The sequence below is a fragment of the Blastococcus sp. KM273128 genome, from assembly GCF_021698975.1.
Taxonomy (GTDB): domain Bacteria; phylum Actinomycetota; class Actinomycetes; order Mycobacteriales; family Geodermatophilaceae; genus Blastococcus.
Window position 1 is genome coordinate 1 of record NZ_SSXA01000006.1, and the last position, 26510, is coordinate 26510.

Sequence of the window (26510 nt, forward strand, 5' to 3'; positions counted from 1 at the left end):
GAAGCACTACAACACTGCCCGCAGCCACTCCGCCCTCGAAGGTCAGCCACCGATCAGCCGCCTCGCCGCGTGAACAACCTGTCTGGTCGCTACAGCTAGAGCTGGCCGAGCAGCTCGTCGGCGGCGCGGTAGGGGTCGGTCCCGCCGCCCACGACCGCGTCGGCCAGCGCACCCAGCGCCGCCGACCCGCGGACGTCGCCCATCCGCTCGCGCAGCGTGGCGAGCGCGATCGCCTCGATCTCGCGCGCGGCCCGCTCGCTGCGCCGGCGGTGCCCCTCGCCCGAGGACTCCAGCCACTGCCGGTGCTCCTCGATCCGCGCCAGCACCTCGTCGACGCCGTTGTCGGTGTCGCGGGCGGCGACCGTGCGGCAGATCGGCGGGCGCCAGTGCCCGGCCTCGGAGTGCCGCCCGCCGAGGGACAGCATGTAGCGCAGGTCCCGCACGGTCTGGTCTGCGCCGTCGCGGTCGGCCTTGTTCACCACGAAGACGTCGGCGACCTCGAGGATCCCGGCCTTGGCCGCCTGGATGCCGTCACCCATGCCCGGGGCGACGAGCACGAGCGTGGTGTCGGCGAGCGAGGCGATCTCGAGCTCCGACTGCCCCACCCCGACGGTCTCGATCAGCACGACGTCGCACCCGGCCGCGTCGAGCACGCGCAGCGCCTGCGGGGTGGCCCAGGAGAGGCCGCCGAGGTGCCCGCGGGAGGCCATCGACCGGATGAAGACGCCGCTGTCGCCGGCGTGGTCCTGCATGCGCACCCGGTCGCCCAGCAGCGCACCCCCGGAGAAGGGCGAGGAGGGGTCGACGGCGAGCACGCCGACCCGCTTGCCGGCCTGCCGGAGCGCCCGCACCAGCGCGGTGGTCGACGTCGACTTCCCGACGCCGGGCGACCCGGTGAGGCCGATGACCTGGGCGTGGCCGGTGTGCGGCGCCAGCGCCGCCGCGACCTCGCGCAGCGCCGGGCTGGCGTCCTCGACCAGCGAGATCAGCCGGGCCACCGAGCGGGCGTCGCCCTCGCGGGCGCGCTCGACCAGGGCGGGGACGTCGACGGCCCGGCGGGAGCGACGGGTGGGCACCTGTCCACGCGGGCCGGCCGGGGCGTCGGGCTGGACGGCGAGACCCTCTGTCACGCCTTCGCGGGCACGTGCAGGATCAGGGCGTCGCCCTGGCCGCCGCCGCCGCAGAGCGCCGCGGCGCCGACCCCGCCACCGCGGCGGCGCAGCTCGAGCGCGAGGTCCAGCACGATGCGGGCGCCGCTCATGCCGACCGGGTGCCCCAGGGCGATGGCGCCGCCGTTGGGGTTCACCTTCTCCGGGTCGATGCCCAGCTCGCGCGTGGAGACGATGCCGACGGCGGCGAAGGCCTCGTTCAGCTCGACCAGGTCCAGCGACGTCGGGTCGATGCCCTCGCGCTCGCAGGCCTTCTGGATGGCCCGCGACGGCTGGCTCTGCAGCGTGGCGTCCGGGCCGGCGACGACGCCGTGGGCGCCGATCTCGGCGATGACGGTGCAGCCCAGCTCCGCGGCCTTCTCCGCGCTCATCACCACGACCGCGCACGCGCCGTCGGAGATCTGCGAGGCGGTACCGGCGGTGATCGTGCCGTCCTTGGCGAAGGCCGGCTTGAGCTTCGCGAGGCTCTCCGCGGTGGTGTCGGGGCGGATGCCCTCGTCCTCGCGGAACTCGATGGGGTCGCCCTTGCGCTGCGGGATGAGGACCGGGGTGATCTCCTCGTCGAAGATGCCGTCCTTGGCGGCGCGGGCGGCCTTCTGGTGGCTCGCCGCGGCGAACTCGTCCTGCTCCTCGCGGGTCAGGTCGTAGCGGCTGTTGGCCTGCTCGGTGAGCGCGCCCATCGCCACCTGGTCGAAGGTGTCCGACAGCCCGTCGTGGGCCATGGAGTCGATCAGCGTCGTGTCGCCGTACTTGGTGCCGGTGCGCGAGCCCGCGAGCAGGTGCGGCGCCTGGGTCATCGACTCCATGCCACCGGCGACGACGACGTCGTACTCGCCGGCGCGGATCAGCTGGTCGGCCAGGGCGATCGCGTTCAAGCCGGAGAGGCAGACCTTGTTGATGGTCAGCGACGGCACCGACATCGGGATACCGCCGGCGACCGCGGCCGGGCGGGCGGGGTTCTGCCCGGCGCCGGCCTGGATGACCTGGCCCATGATCACGTAGTCGACCTGGTCGCCGGAGATGCCGGCCCGCTCCAGTGCCGCCTTGATGGCGACACCGCCGAGGTCGGCCGCGGAGAAGTCCTTCAACGAGCCGAGCAGGCGGCCCATCGGGGTCCGGGCGCCGCTGACGATGACCGAGCGGGACATGCTGCCTCCAGTGCCGGGCCGCCGCCGGTGGCGACCACGTTGTCGGGACGCACCGCGGCGGTGGTGCCGGCGCGGCGTCAGGCCTTCCGGGAAGGATAGGACGGCGCTCCGACGGGCGGCAGGGCCGCACGAGTGGTCGAGGTCACGTCGCCGACGTGAGGCCCGCCACACCGACCTGTCGTCTCAGACGTCTTGACGGCACTATGCCTGCGTGAGCACCGACGCCGAGCGCCCCGGGCTGCCCGAGGGCCTGCTGACGACCATCGACCACGTGGGCATCGCCGTCCCCGACCTGGACGAGGCGATCTCCTTCTACGCCCGCGCCTTCGGGGTGCACTCGGTGCACGAGGAGACCAACGAGGAGCAGGGGGTCCGCGAGGCCATGCTCGCGGTCGGTTCCGGGGAGACCCGGATCCAGCTGCTGGCGCCGCTCACCCCCGAGTCCACGATCGCCAAGTTCATCGGCCGCTCCGGCCCGGGCCTGCAGCAGCTCGCCTTCCGCGTGGACGACGTCGAGGCGGTCAGCGCGACGCTGCGCGAGCGCGGCCTGCGACTCCTCTACGACACCCCCAGGCGCGGGACGTCGGACAGCCGCGTGAACTTCGTCCACCCCAAGGACGCCGGGGGCGTCCTGGTCGAGCTCGTCGAGCCGGCCGCGACCACCGAGCACTGACCACCCCGAGCCGCGCGGTTACCCACCGGTAACCTCTCCGCACCCGCACCGCCCTCCGAGCCGGCCGACCACGGCCACCGATGACCCGGGAGAACGCGTGAACGAGATCAGGGACGCCATCCTCGCCGACCAGCTGGACGCCCTCGGCGGCCTGGCCGTGCCGGAGTCCTACCGCGCCGTGCTGGTCCGCAAGGACGAGCAGGACATGTTCGTGGGCCTGCCCACGAAGGAGAAGGACCCGCGCAAGTCCCTCCACGTGGAGGAGGTGCCGACGCCGGAGCTCGGCCCGGGCGAGGCGATCGTGGCCGTCATGGCGTCGTCGGTGAACTACAACACCGTCTGGACGTCGATCTTCGAGCCGGTCTCCACCTTCGGCTTCCTGGAGCGCTACGGCCGCGTCTCCGAGCTGACCAAGCGGCACGACCTGCCCTACCACGTGGTGGGCTCGGACCTCGCCGGCGTCGTCCTGCGCGTGGGGCCCGGGGTCAACAAGTGGAAGCCGGGCGACGAGGTCGTCGCGCACTGCCTCTCGGTCGAGCTCGAGGACCCGGCCGGCCACGACGACACGATGATGGACCCGCAGCAGCGCATCTGGGGCTTCGAGACCAACTTCGGCGGCCTCGCGGAGCTCGCGCTGGTGAAGAGCAACCAGCTCATGCCCAAGCCCGCCCACCTCTCCTGGGAGGAGGCGGCGAGCCCCGGCCTGGTCAACTCCACCGCCTACCGCCAGCTGGTCAGCAAGAACGGCGCCGACATGAAGCAGGGCGACGTCGTGCTCATCTGGGGCGCCTCGGGCGGCCTGGGCTCCTACGCCACGCAGATGGCGCTCAACGGCGGCGCCATCCCGGTGTGCGTGGTGAGCAGCCCGGAGAAGGCGGAGATCGTCCGCCGGATGGGCGCCGACCTGGTCATCGACCGCTCCGCGGAGGGCTACCAGTTCTGGCGGGACGAGGACACCCAGGACCCGAAGGAGTGGCAGCGCTTCGGGAAGAAGATCCGCGAGCTCACCGGCGGCGAGGACGTCGACATCGTCTTCGAGCACCCGGGCCGGGAGACCTTCGGCGCCAGCGTCTACGTGGCCAAGAAGGGCGGCACGATCATCACCTGCGCCTCCACCACCGGCTACATGCACGAGTACGACAACCGGTACCTGTGGATGAACCTCAAGAAGATCCTGAGCTCGCACTTCGCCAACTACAAGGAGGCGTGGGAGGCCAACCGGCTCATCGACCGGGGCCTGATCCACCCGACCCTGTCGAAGGTCTACCCGATGGAGCAGGTCGGCCAGGCCGCCCTCGACGTCCACCGCAACGCCCACCAGGGCAAGGTCGGCGTCCTGACCCTCGCCCCCGAGGAAGGGCTGGGCGTCAAGGACGCCGAGAAGCGCGCCAAGCACATCGAGGCGATCAACCGCTTCCGCGGCGTCTGAAGAAGGACCACCCTTCCCCCCACGCCTCGCACGCTCGGCGCGGGTCCCTGAAGGGTGGCCGTTCCAGTGCGTCACCAGGGGCCGGGCCGCGGGCGCGGCCCGGCCCCCGGTGCGGACCACCCGGCGTGTCGGCTGGGACGCCCGGGGCATCTGGGACGCACCCCGCCCGGGACGGTGACGAGCCCCTGCCCTTCTGCGAGGATGGAACCCATGAACGACCCCCGCCGCGACATGCCGGCGCACGAGGCCCAGCACTCGTTCGACGTGGTCCTGCGGGGGTACGACCGCAGCCAGGTCGCCGACACGATCGAGCGGCTCGAGGCGGACTTCCGCATCGCCCTGGCCGACCGCGACGCCGCCGTCGCGCGCTCCTCGGACCTGGCCAGCCAGCTGTCGGCGCTCCACGGCGAGATCGAGACGCTGCGCCGCAAGGCCGCGAACGCCGCCGCCCCCACGTTCGAGAACATCAGCGAGCGCATCCAGCACATGCTGCAGCTGGCCGAGGAGGAGGCCGCGGAGATCCGCCGCGCCGCCGAGGCCGACGCCATGGCCGTGCGCGAGCAGACCGCCGCCGAGGAGCGGGCGCTGCTGGAGCGCCACGCCGCCGGGCAGGCGGAGGTGGAGCGCATGATCGCCGAGGCGCGGCACAGCGCCGAGCAGATCGCGCAGAAGGCGCAGCAGCGGGCCGACGAGCTGGTCGCCAAGGCCCAGGAGCGGGTCGCCCGGCTCGACGCCGAGTCCCAGGCCCGCCGCGCCAAGGTCGAGGAGGACTTCGACATCGCCCAGCGCGCCCGGCGCGCCGAGGCGGCGCGGGCCGAGGAGGAGCGCGAGCGCGTCTCCACCCAGGCCGCCCGCCAGCGCATCGCCGCCGCGGAGCAGCACGCAGCAGAGCTCGTGGCCGACGCCGAGGCGCGCGCCGAGGCGATCCGCGAGGTCCGCGACGAGCTCACCAGCCGGCTGGTCCAGGCCCGCCGCCTGCTGGACGACCTGCCCGACCTCGGCGACCGCCCGCAGGAGCCCCGCGGCGAAGCGCGTGCCGAGGCCGGCACCGAGCGACGCCCGCAGCCGGGCGCCCGCACCCCGGAGACCCCCCAGCAGGCGGCTCCCCAGCAGGCCGCCGCCCAGCAGCCGGCCACCGCCCCCCAGCCGGTCCGGGCCGCGGAGCCCGAGCGCCCCGAGGCGCCGGCACCGGTCGCCGGGCCCCAGACGGGGCAGCAGCCCGCGGTGCAGGCGTCCCGAGGTGATGGCGAGGCCGCCGCGGCCCGCCAGCCCACCCGTTCCGACCCGGTGACCGCCACCTTCCCGGCGGTCCAGCGCGCCGAGCCGACGACCCGCGCGCTGCCCCTGCCGCCGCGGCCGACCACCGGCGCGGCCCCCGCCGGGCAGGAGTCCGACGAGTCGGTCGACGAGCCGGTCGGCCGCTCCTGACGCAGGTCAGCTCCTCGGCGCGCCGGCTCCCGGTCCTCGCCCTCCTCGCGCTGGCGCTACTGCTGGGTGTCCTCGCCGCGCCGGCACACGCCGCGCCGGGCGAGCCGGGGACCGGGCTGCTGCGGGTGGCCCACCTCTCCCCCGACAGCCCGGCGGTCGACGTCTCGCTGACGCCCGCGGCGCCGCGCGGTGAGGTGCTCACCGATCCCGGCCCCGACCTCGTCACGGGGCTCGGCTACGGAGCGGTGAGCTCCTACGGCGAGCTGCCCGCGGGCGCCTACGCGCTGAGCGTCCGAGCCGCCGGCTCCACGGCGACCACGCCGCCGGTGCTGTCCGTGCGGCTCGAGCTCTCGCCCGGGCAGGCCCGCACGGTGACGCTCGCCGGCACCTTCGCCGAGCTCGCCCTCCAGCCGCTGGACGACGACCTCAGCCCGCCGCCCGCCGGTGCGGCACGGGTGCGCGTGCTCGGCGCGGCGCCCGGCGGCGGCCCGCTCGACGTCCGGCTCGACGGCGGCCCACCGCTCGCCGCGGACCTGCGGTCCCGCGGAGCCGCGACCCCGGTGACCGTTCCCGGCGGCCGCTACCGCGCCCTCGTCCCGGCCACCGGACACGTCGCCGGGATCGACCTGCCCGCGGGGTCGGTGCGGACGGTGCTGGTCCTGGCGCGCCCCGGGGGCGGCGTGGAGCTACGGGTGGTGGCCGACGCCACCGGCCCCGCCGTGCGGCCGGTGGGCGGGGTCGAGGCCGGCGGAGACCCGGCCGGCCCCCTCGCCGGCGTGCTGTTCCGAGCCGCCTCCGCCGCGGTGGAGGCGCCCGTGGCTGCCGCGCGGCCCGCGCCGGCGGCGCCGGTGCGCCTGCGGGTCCCCGCCGCAGGCATCGACGCACCCCTGGTCGGTGCGGGGCTCGACGACGGCGGCGCGCTCGTCCCTCCCGCGGACCCGGACCTCGTCGGCTGGTTCACCGGGGGCCCGCGACCCGGCGCTCCCGGGCCCGCGGTGCTCACCGGGCACGTGGACCGGGCGGGGCGCTCCGGTGCGCTGGGCAGTCTCCACCGGGTGGTCCCCGGCGACGAGGTGCTGGTGGAGGGGTCCGACGGCGGCCTGACCCGCTACCGGGTGACCGCCGTCGACCGGTACGCGAAGGACGCGTTCCCCGGTGACGCCGTCTACGCCCCGACGCCGGCCGCGGAGCTCCGCGTGATCACCTGCGGCGGCGCGTTCGACGCGGGGACGGGGAGCTACCGGGACAACGTGGTGGTCTCGGCCCGCCTGGTGAGCTGATGGAACGGCCCCGCTGCAGGGGCCGCGCCGAGCTCGCGAGGCGTGGGGGGCAGCGGGGGCCTTCGTCACCGCCGCCGGTCGCGCGAGCGCCAGCACGCGGTGTGCCAGTGCCGCCGCCGGTCGGCCGCCGAGTCCACGTCCCACGGGTCCAGGTCGGAGTCCCGGACGTAGGCCGGCCAGGCGACCACGTGCGGCGTCCCCGGGCGGATCTCCTGGTCGCAGCCCGGGCAGCGGTAGGTCTTGCCGGTGGCGGCACCGGTGATCGGCCGGACGACCCAGTCGCCGTCGGCGGCCTCCTCCACCGGGTCGAGGCGCCGGACCGGCTCGCGACCAGCAGGCCGGGAGCCGGTCCGGGGACGGCGACGGGGCACCCGTCAGCGGTTGGCGTAGTCCCGGAACCCACGGCCGGTCTTGCGGCCGAGGTAGCCGGCGGTGACCAGGTGCTCCAGCAGCGGCGCCGGTGCGAAGCCCGGCTCGCGGAACTCCGTGTAGAGCTCCTTCTCGATCGCGAGCGAGACGTCCAGGCCCACGACGTCCAGCAGCTCGAAGGGCCCCATCGGGTAGCCGCAGCCGACCTTCATCGCGGCGTCGATGTCGTCGGCGGTGGCGTAGTGCGCCTCGAGCATCTTCACCGCGTCGTTGAGGTACGGGAAGAGCAGCGCGTTGACGATGAAGCCGGCGCGGTCGGTGCAGGAGACGGCGTGCTTGCCGAGCTGCGCCGACACGGCGTGGATGGTGGCGGCGACGTCGGGGGCGGTCGAGATCGTGGAGACGACCTCGACGAGCTTCATCACCTGCGCGGGGTTGAAGAAGTGCATGCCCACGACGTCGGCCGGGCGGCCGCTGGCCTTGGCGCACTCGATGACCGGGAGGCTGGAGGTGGTGGTGGCCAGCACCGCGCCCGGCTTGGCGATCTCGCCGAGGTTGGCGAACAGCGCCTCCTTGACCAGGAGCGACTCCACGACCGCCTCGATGACCAGGTCGCGGTCGGCGAGGTCGTCCAGCGACGTCGTCCCCGAGACCCGGCCCAGGATCTCCGCCTTGGCGGCCTCCTCGAGGCGGCCGCGCACGACCTGCTTGTCCAGCGACTTGCCCAGCGCCGTGGTGACGGCCTCGACCTTCTCGGGCGAGCGGGCGACGAAGCGCACGTCGTAGCCATTCTTGGCGACGACCTCGATGATCCCGGTGGCCATCGTGCCGGAGCCGACGACTCCGACGGTGCGCACGTCGCGGGCGCCGGCCGCGGCACCACCCGGGGTGGGCGTCCGCTCGTCGGCCACGACCTCGGCCGAGCCGGGCTCGGCGTAGGTGTAGAAGCCGCGGCCGGACTTCCGGCCCAGCAGGCCGGCGGTCATCATCTGCTTGATCACCGGGCTCGGGGCGTGCAGCCGGTTCCGCGACTGCTTGTACATCGTGTCGAGGATCTCGTAGGCGGTGTCGATGCCGATGAGGTCCATGAGCGACAGCGGGCCCATGGGCAGGCCGCAGCCCAGGCGCATGGCGGCGTCGATGTCCTCGCGCGAGGCGTAGCGGTTCTCGTACATCGAGACGGCGTGGTTGAGGTAGCCGAACAGCAGCGCGTTCGCGATGAACCCGGCCTTGTCGCCGATCGTCACGTCGACCTTGCCCAGGCGGTCGGCCAGCGCCTCGACCGTCTCGACGACCTCGGGCTCGGTGACGACGGTGCGGACCACCTCGACCAGCTTCATGACCGGCGCCGGGTTGAAGAAGTGCATCCCGATGACCTTGCTCGGCCGGCCGGTGACCACGGAGAGCTCGGTCACCGACAGGCTGGAGGTGTTGGTCGCCAGGATCGTGTCCGGCGGGCAGATCTTGTCGAGCTTGGTGAAGACGTCGGCCTTGAGCTCCATCCGCTCCGGGATGGCCTCGATCACCAGCTCCGCGTCCGCCAGGTCCTCCAGGGAGGTGGAGAAGCGGATCCGCTCGAAGATCGCGTCACGGTCGGCGGGGTCGAGCTTGCCGCGGGCGACCGCCCGGTCGGTGGACTGCTCGACGTGGCCGCGGCCGCGGGCCAGCGCCTCGTCACCGGTCTCGACGGCGGTGACCGACAGCCCCGCCCGCGCGAGCACCTCCGTGATGCCGGCACCCATGGTGCCCAGCCCCACGACGCCGACCTCGTTCAGTTCCCTGGCCACGTTGCCGTCTCCCATCGCCGGTGATGGCGGGAAGTCTCTCATCACGGCGGTCGGCGGTCCCCGGCCCCTCTGCCGGGGGTCTGGTCAGAACAGGCGCTGGGACGGGTCGTCGGTGCCCTTGAGGACGGCGTAGTCGACGGTCACGCAGTCGATGCCGCGGTCCTGGGCGAGCACCCGCGCCTGGGGCTTGATCTCCTGCGCGGCGAACACGCCCTTGACCGGGGCCAGCAGCGGGTCGCGGTTGAGCAGCTCGAGGTACCGCGTCAGCTGCTCGACGCCGTCGATCTCGCCCCGGCGCTTGATCTCGACGGCGACGGTGCCCCCGTCGGCGTCCCGGCAGAGCAGGTCCACCGGACCGATGGCGGTCGGGTACTCGCGGCGCACCAGCGACCACCCCTGCCCGAAGGTCTCCACGTGCAGCGCGAGCAGCCGCTGCAGCTCCGCCTCGACGCCGTCCTTCTGCAGCCCCGGGTCGACGCCGAGGTCGTGCGCGTGGTCGTGCTCGACGGCCTCGATCGTGATGATCAGCTGCTCGCCGGCCTTGTTGGTCACCGTCCACGTGCCGCTGCCGTCGACGAGCTCGTCCTTGAGCGAGCAGGGCGGCGTCATCCAGTTGAGCGGCTTGTAGGCGCGGTCGTCGGCGTGGATGGACACCGAGCCGTCGGCCTTGACCAGCAGGAGGCGGGTCGCCATCGGGAGGTGGGCGGTGAGCCGACCGACGTAGTCGACGGAGCAGCGGGCGATGACCAGGCGCACGAGCGCCGACGCTACCGCGCCGCGCCGGACGGCCGGGTCGGTACCGAGTTCCGGAAAGAAGCCGGTGCGAAACATGGTCCTCCGGGCCGCCGGCGTCCCAGAATGGGTGGGTGAGCGCAGCGGCGGCGACCGGCACCCCCCAGGCGGACCCGCTGGCCGGCGACTGGGTGCACTGGCTGCTCGACGCGGCCCGCACGCGGCTGGGTATGGAGGTCGCCTGGGTGTCGCTGTTCACCGAGGGCAGCCAGCTCATCACCGCCGCGACCGGTGACCTCGACGCCATGAACGTGCAGGAGGGCATGCGGGCGCCGCTGGAGGGCTCCTACTGCGTGCGCGTCCTCAGCGGCCAGCTGCCCGCCGTCGTCACCGGGGCCGGGCGCGACCCCCGGACGCGCGATCTGGAGGTGACCGGCGACCTGGGCATCGGCTCCTACGTCGGCGCTCCGGTGCGGGGGCCCGACGCGCGCCCGATCGGGATGCTGTGCTGCCTGAGCCGGGACGCCGGCGCGCAGCTGGACGGCGAGTCCGTGCGCACGGTCGAGCTCCTGGCCGACCTGATCAGCGACCACTTCCGGCAGGCCGGCGCGGTCACCGCGCCCGACCTCGCCGCCCGCCGCGCCCGGGTGCGCGCCTTCCTGGGGCAGGGCGCGGTCGAGGTCCACCTGCAGCCGGTGGTGGACATGACGACCGGGCGGACCGCCGGGTACGAGGCGCTCAGCCGCTTCCCGGGCTGGGGCGGGGACGGGCCCGCGGCGCTGTTCGCCGAGGCCGCGGCGGTCGGGGTCGGCGTGGAGCTCGAGGAGGTGGCGCTGCGCGCGACGCTGACCGGGGCCGGCCGGCTGCCCGGCGGGCTGACGCTGGCGGTCAACCTCTCGCCGGACGCCCTGCTCTGCCCGTCCGTCGTCGACGCCCTCCTGGACCACGCCGGCTGCCCGCTGGCCGTGGAGATCACCGAGCACAGCCGCGTCGACGACTACGAGGCGGTCGTCGCGGTCACCCGCGGGCTCCGCCGCGCGGGCGTCGCCGTGAGCGTGGACGACGCGGGCGCCGGCTACGCCAGCCTCCGGCACATCCTGCGGCTGGACCCCGACGTCATCAAGCTCGACATCGGGCTGGTGATGGGCCTGCACACCGACCCGGCCCGGCAGGCCATGACCTCGGCGATGGTGGCGTTCGCCGACGAGACCGGCGCGCGACTGGTGGCCGAGGGGGTCGAGCACGCCGCCGAGCGCGACGTCCTCGTCGCCCGCGGGGTCCGCTACGGGCAGGGCTACCTCCTCGGCCGCCCGCGACCGGCGGCCGAGGTGCTCGGCGGATCGCCCGGCTGAGCCCGCCCGGGAACCTGCCGGCCACCCCGGCCCGTCGTCAGGGGTATGAGCACCCGTCCCCTGTGCACCGCCGGCCTGCTGGCCCTGGCCCTGCTCCTGACCGCCTGCGCCGGCACGACCGGCGGCGGCGGTGAGCCCGCCCCGGAGCCGTCGTCCGCGGCCGGCGACGACGCCACCGTCGTGCTCCAGGTCAGAGAGGTCGGCGGGTTCACCACACCGGCGATGCTGGCGGGGCGGGTGCCGTCGGCGACCCTGTACGCCGACGGCCGGCTGATCACCGACGGCCCGGTGATCGCCATCTGGCCGGCTCCGGCGCTGCCGAACCTGCAGGTGCACCGGCTGGGCGACGGCGGGGTGCGCGACCTGGTCGACCGCGCGGTCGCCGCCGGGGTGACCGGGACCGGCGACCTCGGCAGCCCGCCGGTCGCCGACGTGACCAGCACCCGCTTCACCGTCCGCACCGGCGGGCAGACGATCACCCGCGAGGTGTACGCCCTGGGCATGGGCGCCGGGCCCCGGGGCGAGCCGGAGCCGGGGATCACCGAGGAGCAGGCCGCCGCCCGGGCCCGGCTGTCGGAGCTGGCCGAGGCGCTGCGCGACCCGGTCGCCGCCCTGGGTGCCGACCGGGTGAGCGGCCCTGAGCCCTACGAGCCGGAGTCCGTCGCCGCGGTGGTGAGCCCCTACGTCGAGGTCGACCCGCCGCAGGCGGAGCAGCCGTGGCCCGGCCCGGCGCTGCCGGGTGAGCCGATCGGACCGGGGACGACGTGCGTGACGGCCACCGGGGAGCAGGCGCAGGCCGTGCTGGCGGCCGCCGCGGAGGGCAACGCGGCCACCCCCTGGGTCGGCGAGGACGGGTCGCGGTGGTCGGTGGTGCTCCGGCCGCTGCTGCCGCACGAGTCGGGCTGCGCGGACCTCACCGACCGGTGAGCGACGGGCCCGGACCTCGGGTGAGGTCCGGGCCCGGCTGGGTGCTCTCTCAGGCGGTGGCGGGCTGCCGCAGGTCGGCGTCGACGCCGGCGCGCTCCTCGACCGGGGCCAGCGGGTCGACGGTCCGCGTCGACCGGTAGCGCTCGAGGTCGAGGATGCCCTCCCGCTTGGCCACGATCGTCGGCACGAGGGCCTGGCCGGCCACGTTCACCGCGGTGCGGCCCATGTCGAGGATCGGGTCGACCGCCAGCAGCAGGCCCACGCCGGCCAGCGGCAGGCCCAGGGTGGAGAGCGTGAGGGTCAGCATGACCACCGCGCCGGTGACACCGGCGGTAGCCGCCGAGCCGACGACCGACACCAGGGCGATGAGCAGGTAGTCGGTCAGCCCCAGGTCCACCCCGAAGAACTGGGCGACGAAGATCGCCGCCAGCGCCGGGTAGATCGCCGCGCAGCCGTCCATCTTCGTCGTCGCGCCGAGCGGGACGGCGAAGGAGGCGTAGGACCGCGGGACGCCCAGGTTCTGCTCGGTCACCCGCTCGGTCACCGGCAGCGTGCCGATCGACGAGCGCGAGACGAAGGCGAGCTGGATCGCGGGCCACGCACCGGCGAACCACCGCAGCGGCGAGAGGCCGTGCAGCCGGAGCAGCACCGGGTAGACGACGAACAGCACCAGGGCCAGACCGGCGTAGACGGCGCCGGCGAAGACGCCGAGCGACCCCAGGGACTCCCAGCCGTAGCTGGCGACGGCGTTGCCGATCAGGCCGACCGTGCCCAGCGGCGCGAGCAGGATGACCCACCACAGCACCTTCTGGACGACGGCCAGCGCGGAGCGGACCACGCCGAGGAACGGCTCGGCCGGCTCGCCGACCTTGAGCACCGCGACGCCGATCGCGACGGCGATGACGATCAGCTGGAGGACGTTGAACGACAGCGCCCCCTCGGCGGAGCCCTGCAGGCCGAGGACGTTGCCGGGCACGATGCCGCCCAGGAAGTCGAACCAGGAGCCGGTGCGGGTCGGGTCGGCCTGCGCGGCGGCGTCGACCGAGCTGTTGCGGCCGGGCTCGGTGAGCAGGCCCAGCCCGATGCCGATGCCGACGGCGATCAGCGCGGTGACGGCGAACCACAGCAGCGTCTGCCCGGCCAGCCGCGCGGCGTTGGAGACCTGCTTGAGGTTGGCGATGCTGACGATCACCGCGGTGACGATCAGCGGCGGGACCAGGGTCTTCAGCAGCGTGACGAAGGTGCTGCCGATGGTCTGGAGGGTGCTGGTGAGCCAGTTGGGCGAGCCGTCGGCGACGGGGCCGATCTCGCGGGCGACGAAGCCGAGGGCCACGCCCACGACGAGGCCGAGGAGCACCTGCGCCGCGAAGGGCACGCGGCGGAGACGAGCGAGCACGAGGGTGGTTCCGTTCTGGGGGTGGTGGACGAGCGGGTGGGGGCGCGTCAGCCCCGACAGCGCTCCACCGTCACGCGGCCGAAGTCGACGGTGCGCCGTCGCGTCAGCCCCCAGACGTTCTGCACGGGTAGCTCAGTCCTCCCGCGGCCCCGCGCATTCCGCCCTGTGGCCGGGTTCACCCCGGCCCCGTCCGGAGGCTCGCCCCGAGCCTGCGAGGGGTGAGGAGGACGGGGTCCTCTCTCAGTCGGGCCAGACGGGGCGCCGCTTCTCCAGGAAGGCGGACATGCCCTCGACCGCGCCGGGGAGCTGGCTCGCCGCCGCCATGACCTCGATCGCGGTCGTGTAGGCGTCCCGCTCGGGCCGGTCCAGCTGGGCGTACATCGTCTGCTTGCCCCAGCCCTTGCTGGCCCGCGAACCGCGGGTGGCGCGCGCGACGAGGTCGTCGACGGCGGCGTCGAGCTCCGCGTCGGGCACCACCCGGTTGACCAGCCCCCAGTCCAGCGCCGTCGCGGCGTCGATGACGTCACCGGTCAGCGCGAGCTCCATCGCCCGCTTGCGGCCGACGTTCCGGGCGATGGCCACCATCGGCGTGTGGCAGAACCAGCCACCCTTGCCGCCGGGCGCGGCGAACCCCGCGGACTCCGCCGCGACGGCCAGGTCGCACGAGGCCACCAGCTGGCACCCCGCCGCCGTGGCGAGGGCGTGCACCCGCGCCACGACGACCTGAGGCACCTCCTGCACGGTCCGCATCAGCTCGGTGCACAGCTGCAGCAGGCTGCGCACCTCGGGCAGCGAGGCCCCGGCGACGTCGGCGAAGTCGTGACCCGCGCTGAACACCGGCCCCTCCGCACCGAGCACGATCGCCGCGGCGTCGCTCTGGCCCGCCTCGGTGACGGCGGCGAGCAGCTGCGCCAGGTGCTCGCGGGAGAGCGCGTTGCGCCTCGCCGCGCGCGTCATCGTGATGCGGACGACGTCGCCGTCGCGCTCGACCCGGGGTGCGCCGTCAGCCATGCCCCGACCCCACCACGCGCGGGCGCGGACGGCAACGACGATCGACGCCCGGTCGTCAGGCCGGCGCGGGGACCAGGTCCGGGAGGCCGTTGGCCTCGCGGACCACGTCGACCACCTGTCCCATGATGTCGTTGAGCCCGAAGTCCTTCGGCGTGAACACCCGGGCGACGCCCTGCTCGCGCAGCCGCCGGGCGTCGCTGTCGGGGATGATCCCGCCGACGACCACCGGGACGTCGTCCAGACCGGCCTCCCTGAGCCCCTGCAGGACCGCCGGCACCACCTGCAGGTGGGAACCGGAGAGCACCGACAGGCCGACCACGTGCACGTCCTCCTCGACGGCGGCGCTCACGATCTGCGACGGCGTCAGCCGGATGCCCTGGTAGATGACCTCGAAGCCGGCGTCGCGGGCGCGCACGGCGATCTGCTCGGCACCGTTGGAGTGGCCGTCGAGCCCCGGCTTGCCGACCAGGAACCGCAGCCGCCCACCCAGCTCCTCGCCCGTGGCGCGGACCCGGTCGCGGACCCCGGTGAGCGTCTCGTCGGCCTCCCCGCCACCCGTGGCGGCGGCGACCCCGGTGGGTGCCCGGTACTCGCCGAACACCTCCCGCAGGACGCCGGCCCACTCCCCCGTCGTCACCCCGGCGCGCGCGCAGTCCAGCGTGGCGGCCATGAGGTTGGCGTCGCCTGCGGCCGCCTCGCGGAGGGCGGCGAGCGCCCGGTCTGCGGCCGCCTGGTCGCGCTCGGCCCGCCACTTCCGGACCGCCTCGCGGGCCTGGGCCTCGACGGCGGGGTCGACCACCATGATGGCGGTGTCGAGGTCGGCGGTGAGCGGGTTGGGCTCGGTGGTGTCGAACTTGTTGACCCCGACGACGACGTCCTCGCCGCTCTCCATCCGCCGGCGGCGCTCGGCCAGCGAGGCCACCAGCTCGCCCTTCATGTAGCCGGACTCGACCGCGGCCACGGCGCCGCCCATCTCCTGCACCCGGGCGATCTCCGCGCGGGCGCCCTCGACGAGCTCGGCGACCTTCTTCTCGACGACGACCGAACCGGTGAACAGGTCGTCGTACTCGAGCAGGTCGGTCTCGTAGGCCAGCACCTGCTGCAGCCGCAGCGACCACTGCTGGTCCCAGGGCCGGGGCAGGCCCAGGGCCTCGTTCCACGCCGGCAGCTGCACCGCACGGGCGCGGGCGTCCTTGGACAGCGTGACCGCGAGCATCTCGAGCACGATGCGCTGCACGTTGTTCTCCGGCTGCGCCTCGGTGAGGCCGAGCGAGTTGACCTGGACGCCGTAGCGGAAGCGGCGGTGCTTCGGGTCCTCGACGCCGTAGCGCTCCTTCGTCAGCTCATCCCACAGCTGCGTGAAGGCCCGCATCTTGCACATCTCCTCGACGAACCGGACCCCGGCGTTGACGAAGAAGGAGATGCGCGCGACCACCTCGCCGAAGCGCTCCTGCGGCACCTGGCCGGAGTCGCGGACGGAGTCCAGGACCGCGATCGCGGTGCTCATCGCGTAGGCGATCTCCTGCACCGGGGTCGCCCCGGCCTCCTGCAGGTGGTAGCTGCAGATGTTGATCGGGTTCCACTTCGGCATCGCCGTCACCGTGTAGGCGACCATGTCGGTGATCAGCCGCATCGAGGGCGCCGGCGGGAAGACGTAGGTACCCCGCGACAGGTACTCCTTGATGATGTCGTTCTGCGTCGTCCCCGCGAGCTTGGCGACGTCGTGGCCGTGCTCCTCGGCGACCGCCTGGTAGAGCGCGAGCAGCCACATCGCCGTGGCGTTGATCGTCATCGACGTGTTCATCTCGTCGAGCGGGATGCCGTCGAAGAGCGCGCGCATGTCGCCGATGTGGGACACCGGGACGCCGACCTTGCCCACCTCCCCGCGGGCGAGCTCGTCGTCGGGGTCGTAGCCGGTCTGCGTCGGCAGGTCGAAGGCGACCGAGAGACCGGTCTGGCCCTTCGCCAGGTTGCGGCGGTAGAGGGCGTTGGACTCGGCCGGCGAGGAGTGGCCGGCGTAGGTGCGCATGACCCAGGGACGGTCACGCTCCTCCGGCTTCTGCGGGAACGGCATACCGGCGGAGTGTAGGGCGGTTACCCACCGGTAGCAGCCCCGCCCGCCGATGTGTGCGGTGGCACACTCGCAGACGGGTGAACCTGGAGGGAGGGAGAGCCGTGGCGGTCGCGGACAGCCTGCTGCACGCGGGTGGGCCGGTGATCGCGTTGGCGGCGTTCGCGCTGATCGCGCTGTTCACCCGGTGGGCCTTCGGCAGCGACCGCGGTCGCCGGCACCGCGGGCCGGCCGACGACGGGCTGCTCACCCGCGTCGCCACGCTGAGCCGCCGCGAGTCCGCCCTGGCGCTGCGCGCGCTGCTCTCCGACGCGGGCATCCGGTCGACCGTGCGGTTCCCCGCGGCTCACCGCGCCGAGGTGCTGGTGTTCCCCGAGGACGCCGACCGGGCGCGCCAGCTGGCCACCTCGTTCGGCGGCGGTTCCTAGCCCGGGCGCTCGGTGCGCCGCACGACCGCACCCAGGCCCACCAGCTGGTCGACGAAGTCGGGGTAGCCGCGGTCGACGTGGTGCACGTCCTGCACCTCGGTGACGCCGTCGGAGCACAGGCCCGCCAGCACCAGCCCGGCACCGGCGCGGATGTCGGTCGCGAGCACCGGCGCGCTGGAGAAGCGCTCGCGCCCCCGGACGACGGCGTGGTGGCCGTCGATGCGCACGTCGGCGCCCAGCCGCACCAGCTCGTTGACGAACATGAACCGGCCCTCGAACACGTTCTCGGTGATCAGCGCCGTGCCCGTGGAGACGGCGGCCAGCGCCACCGCCATCGGCTGCAGGTCGGTGGGGAACCCGGGGAAGGGCAGGGTGACGACGTCGACGCAGCGCGGCCTGCCCTCCATGGCCACCCGGATGCCGCCGGGCAGCGCCTCGACGACGGCGCCGGCGTCGGTCAGCTTGTCCAGGGCGACCGTGAGGTGCTCGGCGACGCCCCGCTCGATGACGACGTCGCCGCGGGTCATCACCGCCCCGATCGCCCAGGTGCCCGCCACGATGCGGTCGGGCACGGTCGTGTACTCGACCGGCTGCAGGGAGTCGACGCCCTCGACGGTGATCGTGGAGGTGCCCGCGCCGTCGATGCGCGCCCCCATCTCGCCGAGCATCCGGCACAGGTCGACGATCTCGGGCTCGCGCGCGGCGTTGTCGACCACGGTGATCCCCGTGGCCAGCACGGCGGCCATCACCAGGTTCTCCGTGGCGCCGACCGAGGGGAAGTCCAGCCAGATCGAGGTGCCGGTCAGCCGGGGCGCCGTCGCCACGAGGAAGCCGTGCTCGCTGACGATGGTGGCCCCGAGGCGTTCCAGGCCGGAGATGTGCATGTCCAGCCCGCGGGAGCCGATGGCGTCACCCCCCGGCAGCGCCACCCGCGCGCTCCCGCAGCGGGCGACGAGCGGGCCCAGGACGCTGATCGAGGCGCGCATCCGTCGGACGAGGTCGTAGTCGGTCTCGGTCGAGGGCGCGTCCGGGACGTCGATGGTCAGCCGGCCGCCGCCGCTGCCGGGCACCCGCTCGTAGGACACCCCGCAGCCCAGCCGGCGCAGCACCTCGCTCATGATCGCCACGTCGAGGATGTCGGGCACCTCGTCGATGGTCGAGCGCCCGGGCGCCAGCAGCGCCGCCGCCATGAGCTTCAGGGCGCTGTTCTTGGCACCGGTGACCCGCACCCGGCCCGCGAGCCTCGCTCCCCCGGTCACCTCGAAGCACTGCACCGGAACACCCTACGGTGACGCCGCGCCCCCGCCCCACCGCACGCCGCGGGCGACGTGCCGGACCGGCCCTCCTGCGAGGACCCGCCGCGGGCGACGTGCTGGAACGGCCCCGCCGCAGGGACCCGCGCCGAGCGTCAGCGAGGTGTGGGGGGCAGGAGGGTCCTTCTTCTAGGCTCGCTGCATGACCGTCCGGCTCACGCGCATCTACACGAAGACCGGCGACGCCGGTCAGACCCACCTGGGTGACATGAGCCGGGTGGCCAAGACCGACCCGCGGCTGGTCGCCTACGCCGACGTGGACGAGGCCAACAGCGCGATCGGCGTGGCGATCGCCCTCGGTTCCCCGGAGCCGGCGCTGACCGACCTCCTGCGCAGCATCCAGAACGACCTGTTCGACGTGGGGGCCGACCTCTGCACGCCGATCGTCCCGGAGCCGCAGTACCCGCCGCTGCGGGTGACGGCGGCCTACACCGAGCGGCTCGAGGCGGCGTGCGACACCTACAACGAGACGCTGCCGAAGCTGGACAGCTTCATCCTCCCCGGGGGCACGCCGCTGGCCGCCCTGCTGCACCAGGTGCGGGTGGTCGTCCGCCGGGCCGAGCGCAGCGTCTGGGCGCTGCTGGAGAGCGACGCCGAGCGCACCAACCCCGAGACGGCGCGCTACCTGAACCGGCTGTCGGACCTGGTGTTCATCCTCGGCCGCATGGCCAACCCCGACGGCGACATCCTCTGGGAGCCCGGGGCGCACAGCGGCGTGCACGCGCAGCGCGCCGCCGCGGCGCCGCAGGACTAGGAGCCGCTCAGCTGCCCGGCGGGGCCGACTCCAGCCAGGACTGGAAGCCGGTCACCGTCGAGCGGTCCATCGCCAGCTCCCGCCGTCCCTGGGCGGTGCTGCACTCGAGCACGTGCACGTCGCCCGGCAGCGCGAGGTCGTCCCGGTGCGCCGGCCGCTGGGCGAGCACCCGGAAGCCGGCCCTGCTGAGCCGCTGATGCGGCCGGACCGACAGCGAGAGGGCCCGGTACCAGAGCAGGGCGTCGTCGCCGTACCAGGCGACGCCGACCGACCACCGGGACGCGCCTTCGGGGCGCAACCACATCGTCACCGCGCCGAGCCCCGAGAGCAGGAAGCGGCGGCGCAGCAGGAAGACCACCACGACGAGCAGCAGCAGGACGCCGATCAGCACCCACAGGGCGGTGGTCATCCCGCGCGCTCGCCGTCGGGGTCAGTCGCTCGCGCCGGCCGCCCTCAGCCGCGACTGCGCGCGGCGCGCGGCGGCGACCGCGTCGGGGTCGTCGCCCTCGCTCTCGGCGCGGCGGAGGGCTTCACGCGCGCGCTCCACGTCGATCTCGCTGGAGATCTCCGCCGTCTCGGCGAGGATGGAGACGCCCCGCTCGGTGATGGAGAGGAAGCCGCCGTGGGCGGCGATGACCATGTCCTCGCCGGTCTCGGTGCGGATCGTCACGACGCCGCCCTCGGCCAGCTGGCCCAGCAGCGGGGCGTGGCCGGGGAGGACACCGAGTTCGCCCTCCGTGGTGCGGGCGATGACGCTGGTCGCCTCGCCGGACCAGATCTTGCGCTCGACGGCCACCAACTCGACCTGCAGGGTCGCCACGACACTCCTCGGTTGAACGGACGGATCCCGCTCACTGTAGCGACGTACCGCCGCCGGGCCTGCTGCAGGGACCCGTACGGGCGACCGCCAGGTGCCGGTTCCTTGCTCAGGCGGCGCGGCGGTAGAGCAGCGTCCAGCGCCCGACGCGCACCCACGGGTGGCGGACGCACGTCGCGGACGCCCAGCGTTCCGTGTCGAAGTCCGCGGTGCGGACCTCCACCGCTGCGTACGGCGGCCAGCTCCAGTCCAGCGCCTCACGGCCCCCGCACGGCACCACCGCGCTGTCCCGCTCCACGTCGCCCCTCGCACCGGCACCCGTGCACCGGGCGCGCCTGGAGGAATGGTCGGCAGGCCGGTGCCGGCAGCGCAGGCGCGACGGCCGGAATTCACCCCGACGGGGGACCAGGTCACCCGCCACGGACGCCGGAGGCCGGGCCCCTCGAAGAAGGGACCCGGCCTCGTGGCGGTGCTGCGCGGACGTGTCAGCGCTTGAGCTTCGCGGCGTTCTTCTCGAGGTCCTCGAGGCCACCGCACATGAAGAAGGCCTGCTCCGGGACGTTGTCGTACTCGCCCTCGGTGATGGCCTTGAACGCCTGCAGCGTCTCCGAAAGCGGGACGAACGAACCCGGCTGACCGGTGAAGGCCTCGGCCACGAACATGTTCTGCGACAGGAAGCGCTCGACGCGACGGGCCCGGTTGACGGTGACCTTGTCCTCCTCGGACAGCTCGTCGATACCGAGGATCGCGATGATGTCCTGCAGCTCCTGGTAGCGCTGCAGCACCTGCTTCACCCGCTGGGCGATGTCGTAGTGCTCGTTGCCGACGTACTGCGGGTCGAGGATCCGGCTGGTGGAGTCCAGCGGGTCCACGGCCGGGTAGATGCCCTTCTCCGAGATCGGCCGCGAGAGCACGGTCGTCGCGTCGAGGTGGGCGAAGGTGGTGTGCGGCGCCGGGTCGGTGATGTCGTCGGCGGGCACGTAGATCGCCTGCAGCGAGGTGATCGAGCGGCCGCGGGTCGACGTGATCCGCTCCTGCAGCTCGCCCATCTCGTCGGCCAGGGTCGGCTGGTAGCCCACGGCCGAGGGCATGCGGCCCAGCAGCGTGGAGACCTCGGAGCCGGCCTGGGTGAACCGGAAGATGTTGTCGATGAAGAGCAGCACGTCCTGGTTCTGCTCGTCGCGGAAGTACTCGGCCATGGTGAGCGCCGAGAGCGCGACCCGCAGGCGGGTGCCCGGCGGCTCGTCCATCTGGCCGAAGACCAGGGCGGTGGCCTCGATGACGCCGGACTCGGTCATCTCGGTGATGAGGTCGTTGCCCTCGCGGGTGCGCTCACCGACACCGGCGAACACCGACACACCACCGAACTCCTGGGCGACCCGGCGGATCATCTCCTGGATGAGCACGGTCTTGCCCACACCGGCACCACCGAACAGGCCGATCTTCCCGCCGGCCACGTACGGGGTCAGCAGGTCGATGACCTTGATGCCCGTCTCGAGCATCTCGGTGCGGCCCTCGAGCTGGTCGAACCGCGGCGCGTGCCGGTGGATCTCCCAGCGCGGGGCGTCGGCGGCGTAACCGGGCTGGTCGAGGCACTCGCCCAGCGCGTTCCACACGTGCCCCTTGGTCACGTCACCGACCGGCACGCTGATGGCCGAGCCGGTGTCGGTGACCTCGGCGCCGCGGACGAGGCCGTCGGTCGGCTGCATGGAGATCGTGCGGACGACGTTCTCGCCGAGGTGCTGGGCGACCTCGAGGGTCATGGTCTTGCTGAGGTCGGCCAGCGTGACATCGACCTTCAGGGCGTTGAACAGGTCGGGCATCGCGTCGCGCGGGAACTCGACGTCGACGACCGGCCCGGTGACCCGCACGACCCGGCCGGTGCCGGCGGTCTGCGAGGTGGTCGGACGGTCCTCGGTGACGGTCATCTGTACTGCTCTCCTGCCCTGGGGCTCGGTGGTCTGCTGTTCGGTGGGTCAGTCGTTCGAGCCGGCCGAGACCAGCGCGTCGGTACCACCGACGATCTCGCTGATCTCCTGCGTGATCTCCGCCTGGCGAGCCTGGTTGGCCTGCCGCGAGAGGTTCTTCGCCAGCTCCTCGGCGTTGTCGGAGGCCGACTTCATCGCCCGGCGGCGCGAGGCCGACTCGGAGGCGGCCGCCTCGAGCATCGCCGCGTAGATGCGCGTGGTGATGTACTTCGGGAGCAGCGCGTCGAGCAGCCCCTCGGCCGAGGGCTCGAACTCGTACGACGGCGCGATCTCGGTGGCGCCGTCGCCCTGCCGCTCCCGCTCCTCCCGCTCGTAGTCGAACTCCTCGACCTCCTCGACCTCCAGCGGGGCCATCCGCTTGGCGACCGGGACCTGCGAGAGCAGCGACCGGAACTCGGTGTAGACGATGTGCAGCTCGTCCACGCCGACGATGCCGTCGGCGCCCGCGTCACCGTCCTCGTCGTCGAGGCCGGCGGTGAAGGCGGCGATCAGCTGCTCGCCCACGCCCTGCGCGTCGGCGTAGCCCGGCTGCTCGGAGAAGCCGGTGAAGGTCTCGGCCATCTCGCGGTTGCGGAAGGAGTAGTAGGTCTCCCCCTTCCGGCCCACCACGTAGAGCACCGGCTCCTTGCCCTCCTGCCGGAGCAGGGAGAGCAGCTCCTCGGTCCGCCGGAGGACGTTCACGTTGTACGAGCCGGCGAACCCGCGGTCGGAGGTGATCACCAGGACGGCCGCCCGGCGCGGGTTCTCCGGCTCGGTCAGCAGCGGGTGGTCCAGCGACGCCGAGGAGGCCAGCGCCGACAGGACGCGGGTGATCTCCCGGGCGTAGGGCTTGGAGGCCTCCACCCGGGCCTGGGCGCGCACGATGCGGGCACCGGCGATCAGCTCCTGCGCCGAGAAGATCTTCTTCGTCGACTGGGTGGAGCGGATGCGGCGCCGCAGCGCGCGGAGAGAGGCAGCCATCGCGTCAGGCCTTCTTCTTGACCTGGACGCGCTCCTGACCCCGCTCCGAGGCGTCCATGGCCTCGGCCTCGGGCTCGTTGCCCGCCAGCGACTCCCCCTCGGAGGTGGTGAACTGCCCGTAGAAGGTCTCCACCGCCCGCTCGAGGCTGGCGACGGTGTCGTCCTCGAGCTTCTTGGTCTGCTGGATCGACGTGAAGACGGCGTTGTCACCGCGGCCGAGGAAGTCGAGGAACTCCGACTCGAAGCGGCGCACGTCCGACACCGGCACGCGGTCGAGCTTGCCGGTGGTGCCCAGCCACAGCGAGACGACCTCGCGCTCCACCGAGTACGGCGAGTACTGGCCCTGCTTGAGCAGCTCGACCAGGCGCTGGCCGCGCTCCAGGGTCGCGCGGCTGGAGGCGTCGAGGTCCGAGGAGAACGAGGCGAAGGCCTCGAGCTCGCGGTACTGGGCCAGGTCGAGGCGCAGGCGGCCGGCGACCGACTTCATCGCCTTGATCTGGGCCGACCCACCCACGCGGGACACCGAGATGCCGACGTTGATGGCCGGGCGGACACCGGAGTTGAACAGACCCGTCTCGAGGAAGATCTGCCCGTCGGTGATCGAGATGACGTTGGTCGGGATGTACGCCGACACGTCGTTGCCCTTGGTCTCGATGAGCGGCAGGCCGGTCATCGACCCCGCGCCGAGCTCGTCGGAGAGCTTGGCGCAGCGCTCCAGCAGGCGGGAGTGGAGGTAGAAGACGTCACCCGGGTAGGCCTCGCGGCCCGGCGGGCGGCGCAGCAGCAGGGAGACGGCGCGGTAGGCCTCGGCCTGCTTGGACAGGTCGTCGAACACGATCAGGACGTGCTTGCCCTCGTACATCCAGTGCTGGCCGATGGCCGAGCCGGTGTAGGGGGCGATGTACTTGAAGCCGGCGGCCTCGGACGCGGGGGCCGCGACGATGGTGGTGTACTCCATCGCGCCGGCGTCCTCGAGGGCGGACCGGATCGCCGCGATCGTCGAGCCCTTCTGGCCGACCGCGACGTAGATGCAGCGCACCTGCTGCGACGGGTCGCCGGTGGCCCAGGCCTGCTTCTGGTTGATGATCGTGTCGATCGCGATCGCCGTCTTGCCGGTCTGGCGGTCGCCGATGATCAGCTGGCGCTGGCCGCGGCCGATCGGCGTCATCGCGTCGATGGCCTTGATGCCGGTCTGCATCGGCTCGTGCACCGACTGGCGCTGCACCACGGTGGGGGCCTGGAGCTCCAGGGCGCGCCGACCGGTGGTGGCGATCGGGCCGGCGCCGTCGATCGCGTTGCCCAACGGGTCCACGACGCGGCCGAGGTAGCCGTCGCCGACGGGGACCGAAAGGACCTCGCCGGTGCGCCGGACCTGCTGCCCCTCCTCGATGCCGGAGAAGTCACCGAGGATGACGACACCGACCTCGCGGACGTCCAGGTTCAGCGCGAGACCGCGGACGCCGCTCTCGAACTCGAGCAGCTCGTTGGTCATGACCGAGGGCAGGCCCTCGACCCGGGCGATGCCGTCGCCGGCCTCGGTGACGATCCCGACCTCTTCGCGGGAGACGTCAGGCGAGTACTCGGTGACGTAGTTCTGGATGGCACTGCGGATCTCTTCTGCGGAGATCGTCAGCTCGGCCATGGCTCTGGTCCTCTTCCCTGCGGGGTCGTGATCTGTGGTGGTGGGCGGTCAGCCGGCGAGCTGCCGGCGGGCGGCTTCCAGCCGGTGGGCGATGCTGCCGTCGATGACCTCGTCGCCCACCTGGACGAGGAGGCCCCCGAGGACCGTCGGGTCGACGGTCACCTGCAGCCCGATGGTGCGCCCGTAGATGCGGCCGAGCACGTCGGCCAGCCGCCTCTCCTGCGCCGGGGTGAGGGCCACCGCCGTCGTCACCCGCGCCACGGACTGGCCGCGGCGCCGGCTGGCGGTGTCCGAGAGCCGCTCGACCGCGACCCCCGCCGTGCCGGCGTGCGAGCTGGTCAGCACGTTTCGCAGCAGGAGCTCGGTCACCGGGCTGACCCGGCCCGAGAGCAGCTGGTCGAGCAGGGCCGCCTTGCCCGCCGCCGGGGCCTTGCGGTCGCTGAGGATCCGGGACAGCTCCCGGTCCCCCTCGACGATCCGGCCGAAGCGGAAGAGCTCGTCCTCCACGCCGTCGAGCTCGCCGCGGGCACCGGCCGCGTCGAACGCCGCCTCGGTGGCCAGGGACGTCGCGCCCTCGATGAGGTCCGACGGCCGCGACCAGCGCTGCCGGACGCTGAACTCGACGACGTCGAGGGCGACCGGCGAGAGCCGGCTGGCGAAGAGCCGCTGCGCCAGCGCCGCCCGCTCCTCGGGCTTGCCCGAGGGGTCGGTGAGCGCCCGGCGCAGCGAGGGCTGGGCGTCCAGCAGCCGTGCCACCGAGAACAGCTCCTCGGCGAGCGCGAGCTGCTCCTCGGCGCCGGTGGCGCGGGCCTGACCGGTGAGCCGGTCCTTGGCCTTCCCCAGGAACCCCGAAGGATCCCGGGTCAGCTCGTCCAGCCGCTCCCGGGCGGCGAGGAGCGCCGCACGGCTCGAGGCGTCCATCAGCGGGTGCCCCCGGCGACGGTGCTGCCGCTGCGGCCGTCGGGGCTGCCGGCGGCCATCCCGTCGAGCTCGTCGAGGAAGCGGTCCACCGTGCCCTGCCGGCGCGCCTCGTCGGCGAGGGACTCCCCGACGACCCGGCCCGCCAGCTCGACGGCGAGGCCGCCGACCTGGCCGCGCAGCTCATTGACCACCTGCTGGCGGGCAGCAGCGATCTGCTCCTCGCCGCGGGCGACGATCCGCGCCGACTCCTCCTGCGCCTGGACCCGCAGCTCCTCGAGGATCTGCTGGCCCTCGGCGCGGGCCTGGTCGCGGATCTGGGCGGCCTCGTTCCGGGCCTCGGCCAGCTGCGCCCGGTACTGGTCCAGCGCCGCCTTGGCCTCGGCCTGCATGGCCTCGGCGCGCTCGATACCGCCCTCGATCGCCGCCCGCCGCGCCTGGTAGGCCCTCTCGAAGCCGGGTGCGACGAACTTCCACATCACGAAGAGGAGGACCGCGAATGCGATTGTCCCGATGATGATCTCGCCGACCACCGGGATGAGCGGGTTCGGGCTCTCCGCTGCCAGGATGCTCATGCTCTCAACGTCCCTGTCTGGAATGGGTGACCGTACGCGGGCGGCGTACGGATCAGGTGCCGTAGACGAGGGGGGCGACGAAGCCGATGAGCGCCAGGGCCTCGGCGAGCGCGAAGCCGAGGAAGGCGTAGGTACGGGTGAGACCGGCCGACTCGGGCTGGCGGGCGGTCGCCTGGATGTAGGCGGCCCAGACCAGACCCACGCCGATGCCCGGGCCGATCGTGGCGATGCCGTAGCCGATGGACCCGACGCTGCCGGTGACCTGTGCCAGAAGATCCATTGCGGGTGTTTCCTCCTGTGTCGTCGCCCAGCGGGTGCCGGGCGGCTTGCGGGGTGGTGTGGA

General features: G+C 73.5%; 26 protein-coding genes. 8 read left to right on the forward strand and 18 right to left on the reverse strand.

Translation table 11 applies throughout. The features are described 5' to 3' along the window. Positions 1 to 95: 95 nt before the first annotated feature. Together meaB and E9529_RS02875 are read right to left on the reverse strand one after the other, a co-directional pair. Positions 96 to 1076: a methylmalonyl Co-A mutase-associated GTPase MeaB gene (meaB, locus tag E9529_RS02870; RefSeq protein ID WP_236829595.1), complete on the reverse strand. Its 981-nt coding sequence runs from the start codon at positions 1074 to 1076 to the stop codon at positions 96 to 98. Positions 1077 to 1126: 50 nt separating this feature from the next. Next, positions 1127 to 2317, reverse strand: coding sequence for an acetyl-CoA C-acetyltransferase (locus E9529_RS02875; protein WP_236829596.1), 1191 nt, complete (start codon positions 2315 to 2317; stop codon positions 1127 to 1129). Between the two features lie 211 nt (positions 2318 to 2528). Between E9529_RS02875 and mce the strand changes: the two genes are divergently transcribed. The 4 genes from mce (at position 2529) to E9529_RS02895 (ending at position 7127) form a co-directional block, all read left to right on the forward strand. Continuing rightward, positions 2529 to 2990, forward strand: coding sequence for a methylmalonyl-CoA epimerase (gene mce, locus E9529_RS02880; RefSeq protein WP_236829597.1), 462 nt, complete (start codon positions 2529 to 2531; stop codon positions 2988 to 2990). A gap of 97 nt (positions 2991 to 3087) precedes the next feature. Beyond that, positions 3088 to 4419 carry a crotonyl-CoA carboxylase/reductase gene (gene ccrA, locus E9529_RS02885; protein WP_236829598.1) on the forward strand — a complete coding sequence of 444 codons (1332 nt, stop codon included), beginning with the start codon at positions 3088 to 3090 and terminating at the stop codon, positions 4417 to 4419. Between the two features lie 210 nt (positions 4420 to 4629). Next, positions 4630 to 5847: a hypothetical protein gene (locus tag E9529_RS02890; RefSeq protein ID WP_236829599.1), complete on the forward strand. Its 1218-nt coding sequence runs from the start codon at positions 4630 to 4632 to the stop codon at positions 5845 to 5847. Positions 5848 to 5972: 125 nt separating this feature from the next. Further along, positions 5973 to 7127: a DUF4397 domain-containing protein gene (locus tag E9529_RS02895; RefSeq protein ID WP_236829600.1), complete on the forward strand. Its 1155-nt coding sequence runs from the start codon at positions 5973 to 5975 to the stop codon at positions 7125 to 7127. A gap of 65 nt (positions 7128 to 7192) precedes the next feature. On the opposite strand, the gene E9529_RS02900 is transcribed toward E9529_RS02895, so the two are convergent. The 3 genes from E9529_RS02900 to nucS all read right to left on the reverse strand — a co-directional run bounded on the left by E9529_RS02900 (position 7193) and on the right by nucS (position 10039). Next, the gene (locus E9529_RS02900; protein ID WP_236829601.1) at positions 7193 to 7429 is read right to left on the reverse strand and encodes a hypothetical protein; all 237 of its coding nucleotides are present in this window, start codon (positions 7427 to 7429) and stop codon (positions 7193 to 7195) included. Positions 7430 to 7501: 72 nt separating this feature from the next. Beyond that, positions 7502 to 9283, reverse strand: coding sequence for a 3-hydroxyacyl-CoA dehydrogenase family protein (locus tag E9529_RS02905; protein ID WP_236829602.1), 1782 nt, complete (start codon positions 9281 to 9283; stop codon positions 7502 to 7504). Between the two features lie 84 nt (positions 9284 to 9367). Further along, positions 9368 to 10039 carry an endonuclease NucS gene (gene nucS / locus E9529_RS02910; protein WP_236829603.1) on the reverse strand — a complete coding sequence of 224 codons (672 nt, stop codon included), beginning with the start codon at positions 10037 to 10039 and terminating at the stop codon, positions 9368 to 9370. 110 nt (positions 10040 to 10149) lie between these two features. Here nucS and E9529_RS02915 point away from each other — a divergent pair, with 110 nt between their 5' ends. Further along, the gene (locus tag E9529_RS02915) at positions 10150 to 11367 is read left to right on the forward strand and encodes an EAL domain-containing protein (RefSeq protein WP_236829604.1); all 1218 of its coding nucleotides are present in this window, start codon (positions 10150 to 10152) and stop codon (positions 11365 to 11367) included. A gap of 45 nt (positions 11368 to 11412) precedes the next feature. Further along, on the forward strand, positions 11413 to 12294 hold the full coding sequence (locus E9529_RS02920; protein ID WP_236829605.1) for a hypothetical protein: 882 nt from the start codon (positions 11413 to 11415) through the stop codon (positions 12292 to 12294). A gap of 49 nt (positions 12295 to 12343) precedes the next feature. Here E9529_RS02920 and E9529_RS02925 read toward each other — a convergent pair whose 3' ends face one another. The 3 genes from E9529_RS02925 to E9529_RS02935 all read right to left on the reverse strand — a co-directional run bounded on the left by E9529_RS02925 (position 12344) and on the right by E9529_RS02935 (position 16775). Next, on the reverse strand, positions 12344 to 13669 hold the full coding sequence (locus E9529_RS02925) for a dicarboxylate/amino acid:cation symporter (protein ID WP_236829606.1): 1326 nt from the start codon (positions 13667 to 13669) through the stop codon (positions 12344 to 12346). A 261-nt stretch (positions 13670 to 13930) separates the two neighbouring features. Next, complete coding sequence (locus E9529_RS02930; protein WP_236829607.1) at positions 13931 to 14701, reverse strand: enoyl-CoA hydratase-related protein; 771 nt, start codon at positions 14699 to 14701, stop codon at positions 13931 to 13933. 55 nt (positions 14702 to 14756) lie between these two features. Next, positions 14757 to 16775, reverse strand: coding sequence for a protein meaA (locus tag E9529_RS02935; RefSeq protein WP_236829608.1), 2019 nt, complete (start codon positions 16773 to 16775; stop codon positions 14757 to 14759). Positions 16776 to 16876: 101 nt separating this feature from the next. On the opposite strand from E9529_RS02935, the gene E9529_RS02940 reads away from it, so the two are divergent. Further along, complete coding sequence (locus tag E9529_RS02940) at positions 16877 to 17200, forward strand: hypothetical protein (protein WP_236829609.1); 324 nt, start codon at positions 16877 to 16879, stop codon at positions 17198 to 17200. On the opposite strand, the gene murA is transcribed toward E9529_RS02940, so the two are convergent. Continuing rightward, entirely contained in the window at positions 17197 to 18474 is a 1278-nt protein-coding gene (gene murA, locus E9529_RS02945; protein WP_236829610.1) for a UDP-N-acetylglucosamine 1-carboxyvinyltransferase, read from the reverse strand. The two genes, E9529_RS02940 and murA, sit on opposite strands and share 4 nt — an antisense overlap. Before the next feature lie 181 nt (positions 18475 to 18655). Between murA and E9529_RS02950 the strand changes: the two genes are divergently transcribed. Continuing rightward, positions 18656 to 19267, forward strand: a complete 612-nt coding sequence (locus E9529_RS02950; RefSeq protein WP_236829611.1) for a cob(I)yrinic acid a,c-diamide adenosyltransferase — start codon at positions 18656 to 18658, stop codon at positions 19265 to 19267. A 7-nt stretch (positions 19268 to 19274) separates the two neighbouring features. Here the strand turns inward: E9529_RS02950 and E9529_RS02955 are convergent, their stop codons facing one another. The 9 genes from E9529_RS02955 to atpE form a co-directional block, all read right to left on the reverse strand. Next, on the reverse strand, positions 19275 to 19676 hold the full coding sequence (locus E9529_RS02955; RefSeq protein WP_236829612.1) for a DUF2550 domain-containing protein: 402 nt from the start codon (positions 19674 to 19676) through the stop codon (positions 19275 to 19277). 21 nt (positions 19677 to 19697) lie between these two features. Beyond that, the gene (locus E9529_RS02960; RefSeq protein ID WP_236829613.1) at positions 19698 to 20087 is read right to left on the reverse strand and encodes a F0F1 ATP synthase subunit epsilon; all 390 of its coding nucleotides are present in this window, start codon (positions 20085 to 20087) and stop codon (positions 19698 to 19700) included. 106 nt (positions 20088 to 20193) lie between these two features. Next, positions 20194 to 20382, reverse strand: coding sequence for a hypothetical protein (locus E9529_RS02965; RefSeq protein ID WP_236829614.1), 189 nt, complete (start codon positions 20380 to 20382; stop codon positions 20194 to 20196). Positions 20383 to 20569: 187 nt separating this feature from the next. Then, positions 20570 to 22012: a F0F1 ATP synthase subunit beta gene (gene atpD / locus E9529_RS02970; protein WP_236829615.1), complete on the reverse strand. Its 1443-nt coding sequence runs from the start codon at positions 22010 to 22012 to the stop codon at positions 20570 to 20572. 48 nt (positions 22013 to 22060) lie between these two features. Next, positions 22061 to 23032, reverse strand: coding sequence for a F0F1 ATP synthase subunit gamma (locus E9529_RS02975; RefSeq protein ID WP_236829616.1), 972 nt, complete (start codon positions 23030 to 23032; stop codon positions 22061 to 22063). Between the two features lie 4 nt (positions 23033 to 23036). Then, positions 23037 to 24674 (reverse strand): F0F1 ATP synthase subunit alpha, encoded by a 1638-nt coding sequence (atpA, locus tag E9529_RS02980; RefSeq protein ID WP_255708093.1) that lies wholly within the window; start codon positions 24672 to 24674, stop codon positions 23037 to 23039. Between the two features lie 48 nt (positions 24675 to 24722). Continuing rightward, complete coding sequence (locus E9529_RS02985) at positions 24723 to 25595, reverse strand: F0F1 ATP synthase subunit delta (RefSeq protein WP_236829617.1); 873 nt, start codon at positions 25593 to 25595, stop codon at positions 24723 to 24725. Next, positions 25595 to 26167: a F0F1 ATP synthase subunit B gene (locus E9529_RS02990; RefSeq protein WP_236829618.1), complete on the reverse strand. Its 573-nt coding sequence runs from the start codon at positions 26165 to 26167 to the stop codon at positions 25595 to 25597. Before E9529_RS02990 ends, E9529_RS02985 begins: the two co-directional genes overlap by 1 nt. 52 nt (positions 26168 to 26219) lie before the next feature. Continuing rightward, entirely contained in the window at positions 26220 to 26447 is a 228-nt protein-coding gene (gene atpE / locus E9529_RS02995; protein WP_236824674.1) for an ATP synthase F0 subunit C, read from the reverse strand. Between the last annotated feature and the right edge of the window lie 63 nt (positions 26448 to 26510).

Excerpts from the sequence above, each read along its gene's own strand:
- E9529_RS02875 (WP_236829596.1), bottom strand. The coding sequence starts at position 2,317 with ATGTCCCGCTCGGTCATCGTCAGCGGCGCCCGGACCCCGATGGGCCGC.
- E9529_RS02890 (WP_236829599.1), top strand. The coding sequence starts at position 4,630 with ATGAACGACCCCCGCCGCGACATGCCGGCGCACGAGGCCCAGCACTCG.
- E9529_RS02920 (WP_236829605.1), top strand. The coding sequence starts at position 11,413 with ATGAGCACCCGTCCCCTGTGCACCGCCGGCCTGCTGGCCCTGGCCCTG.
- E9529_RS02930 (WP_236829607.1), bottom strand. The coding sequence starts at position 14,701 with ATGGCTGACGGCGCACCCCGGGTCGAGCGCGACGGCGACGTCGTCCGC.
- E9529_RS02935 (WP_236829608.1), bottom strand. The coding sequence starts at position 16,775 with ATGCCGTTCCCGCAGAAGCCGGAGGAGCGTGACCGTCCCTGGGTCATG.
- E9529_RS02950 (WP_236829611.1), top strand. The coding sequence starts at position 18,656 with ATGACCGTCCGGCTCACGCGCATCTACACGAAGACCGGCGACGCCGGT.
- E9529_RS02955 (WP_236829612.1), bottom strand. The coding sequence starts at position 19,676 with ATGACCACCGCCCTGTGGGTGCTGATCGGCGTCCTGCTGCTGCTCGTC.
- atpD (WP_236829615.1), bottom strand. The coding sequence starts at position 22,012 with ATGACCGTCACCGAGGACCGTCCGACCACCTCGCAGACCGCCGGCACC.
- E9529_RS02975 (WP_236829616.1), bottom strand. The coding sequence starts at position 23,032 with ATGGCTGCCTCTCTCCGCGCGCTGCGGCGCCGCATCCGCTCCACCCAG.
- atpA (WP_255708093.1), bottom strand. The coding sequence starts at position 24,674 with ATGGCCGAGCTGACGATCTCCGCAGAAGAGATCCGCAGTGCCATCCAG.
- E9529_RS02985 (WP_236829617.1), bottom strand. The coding sequence starts at position 25,595 with ATGGACGCCTCGAGCCGTGCGGCGCTCCTCGCCGCCCGGGAGCGGCTG.
- E9529_RS02990 (WP_236829618.1), bottom strand. The coding sequence starts at position 26,167 with ATGAGCATCCTGGCAGCGGAGAGCCCGAACCCGCTCATCCCGGTGGTC.
- atpE (WP_236824674.1), bottom strand. The coding sequence starts at position 26,447 with ATGGATCTTCTGGCACAGGTCACCGGCAGCGTCGGGTCCATCGGCTAC.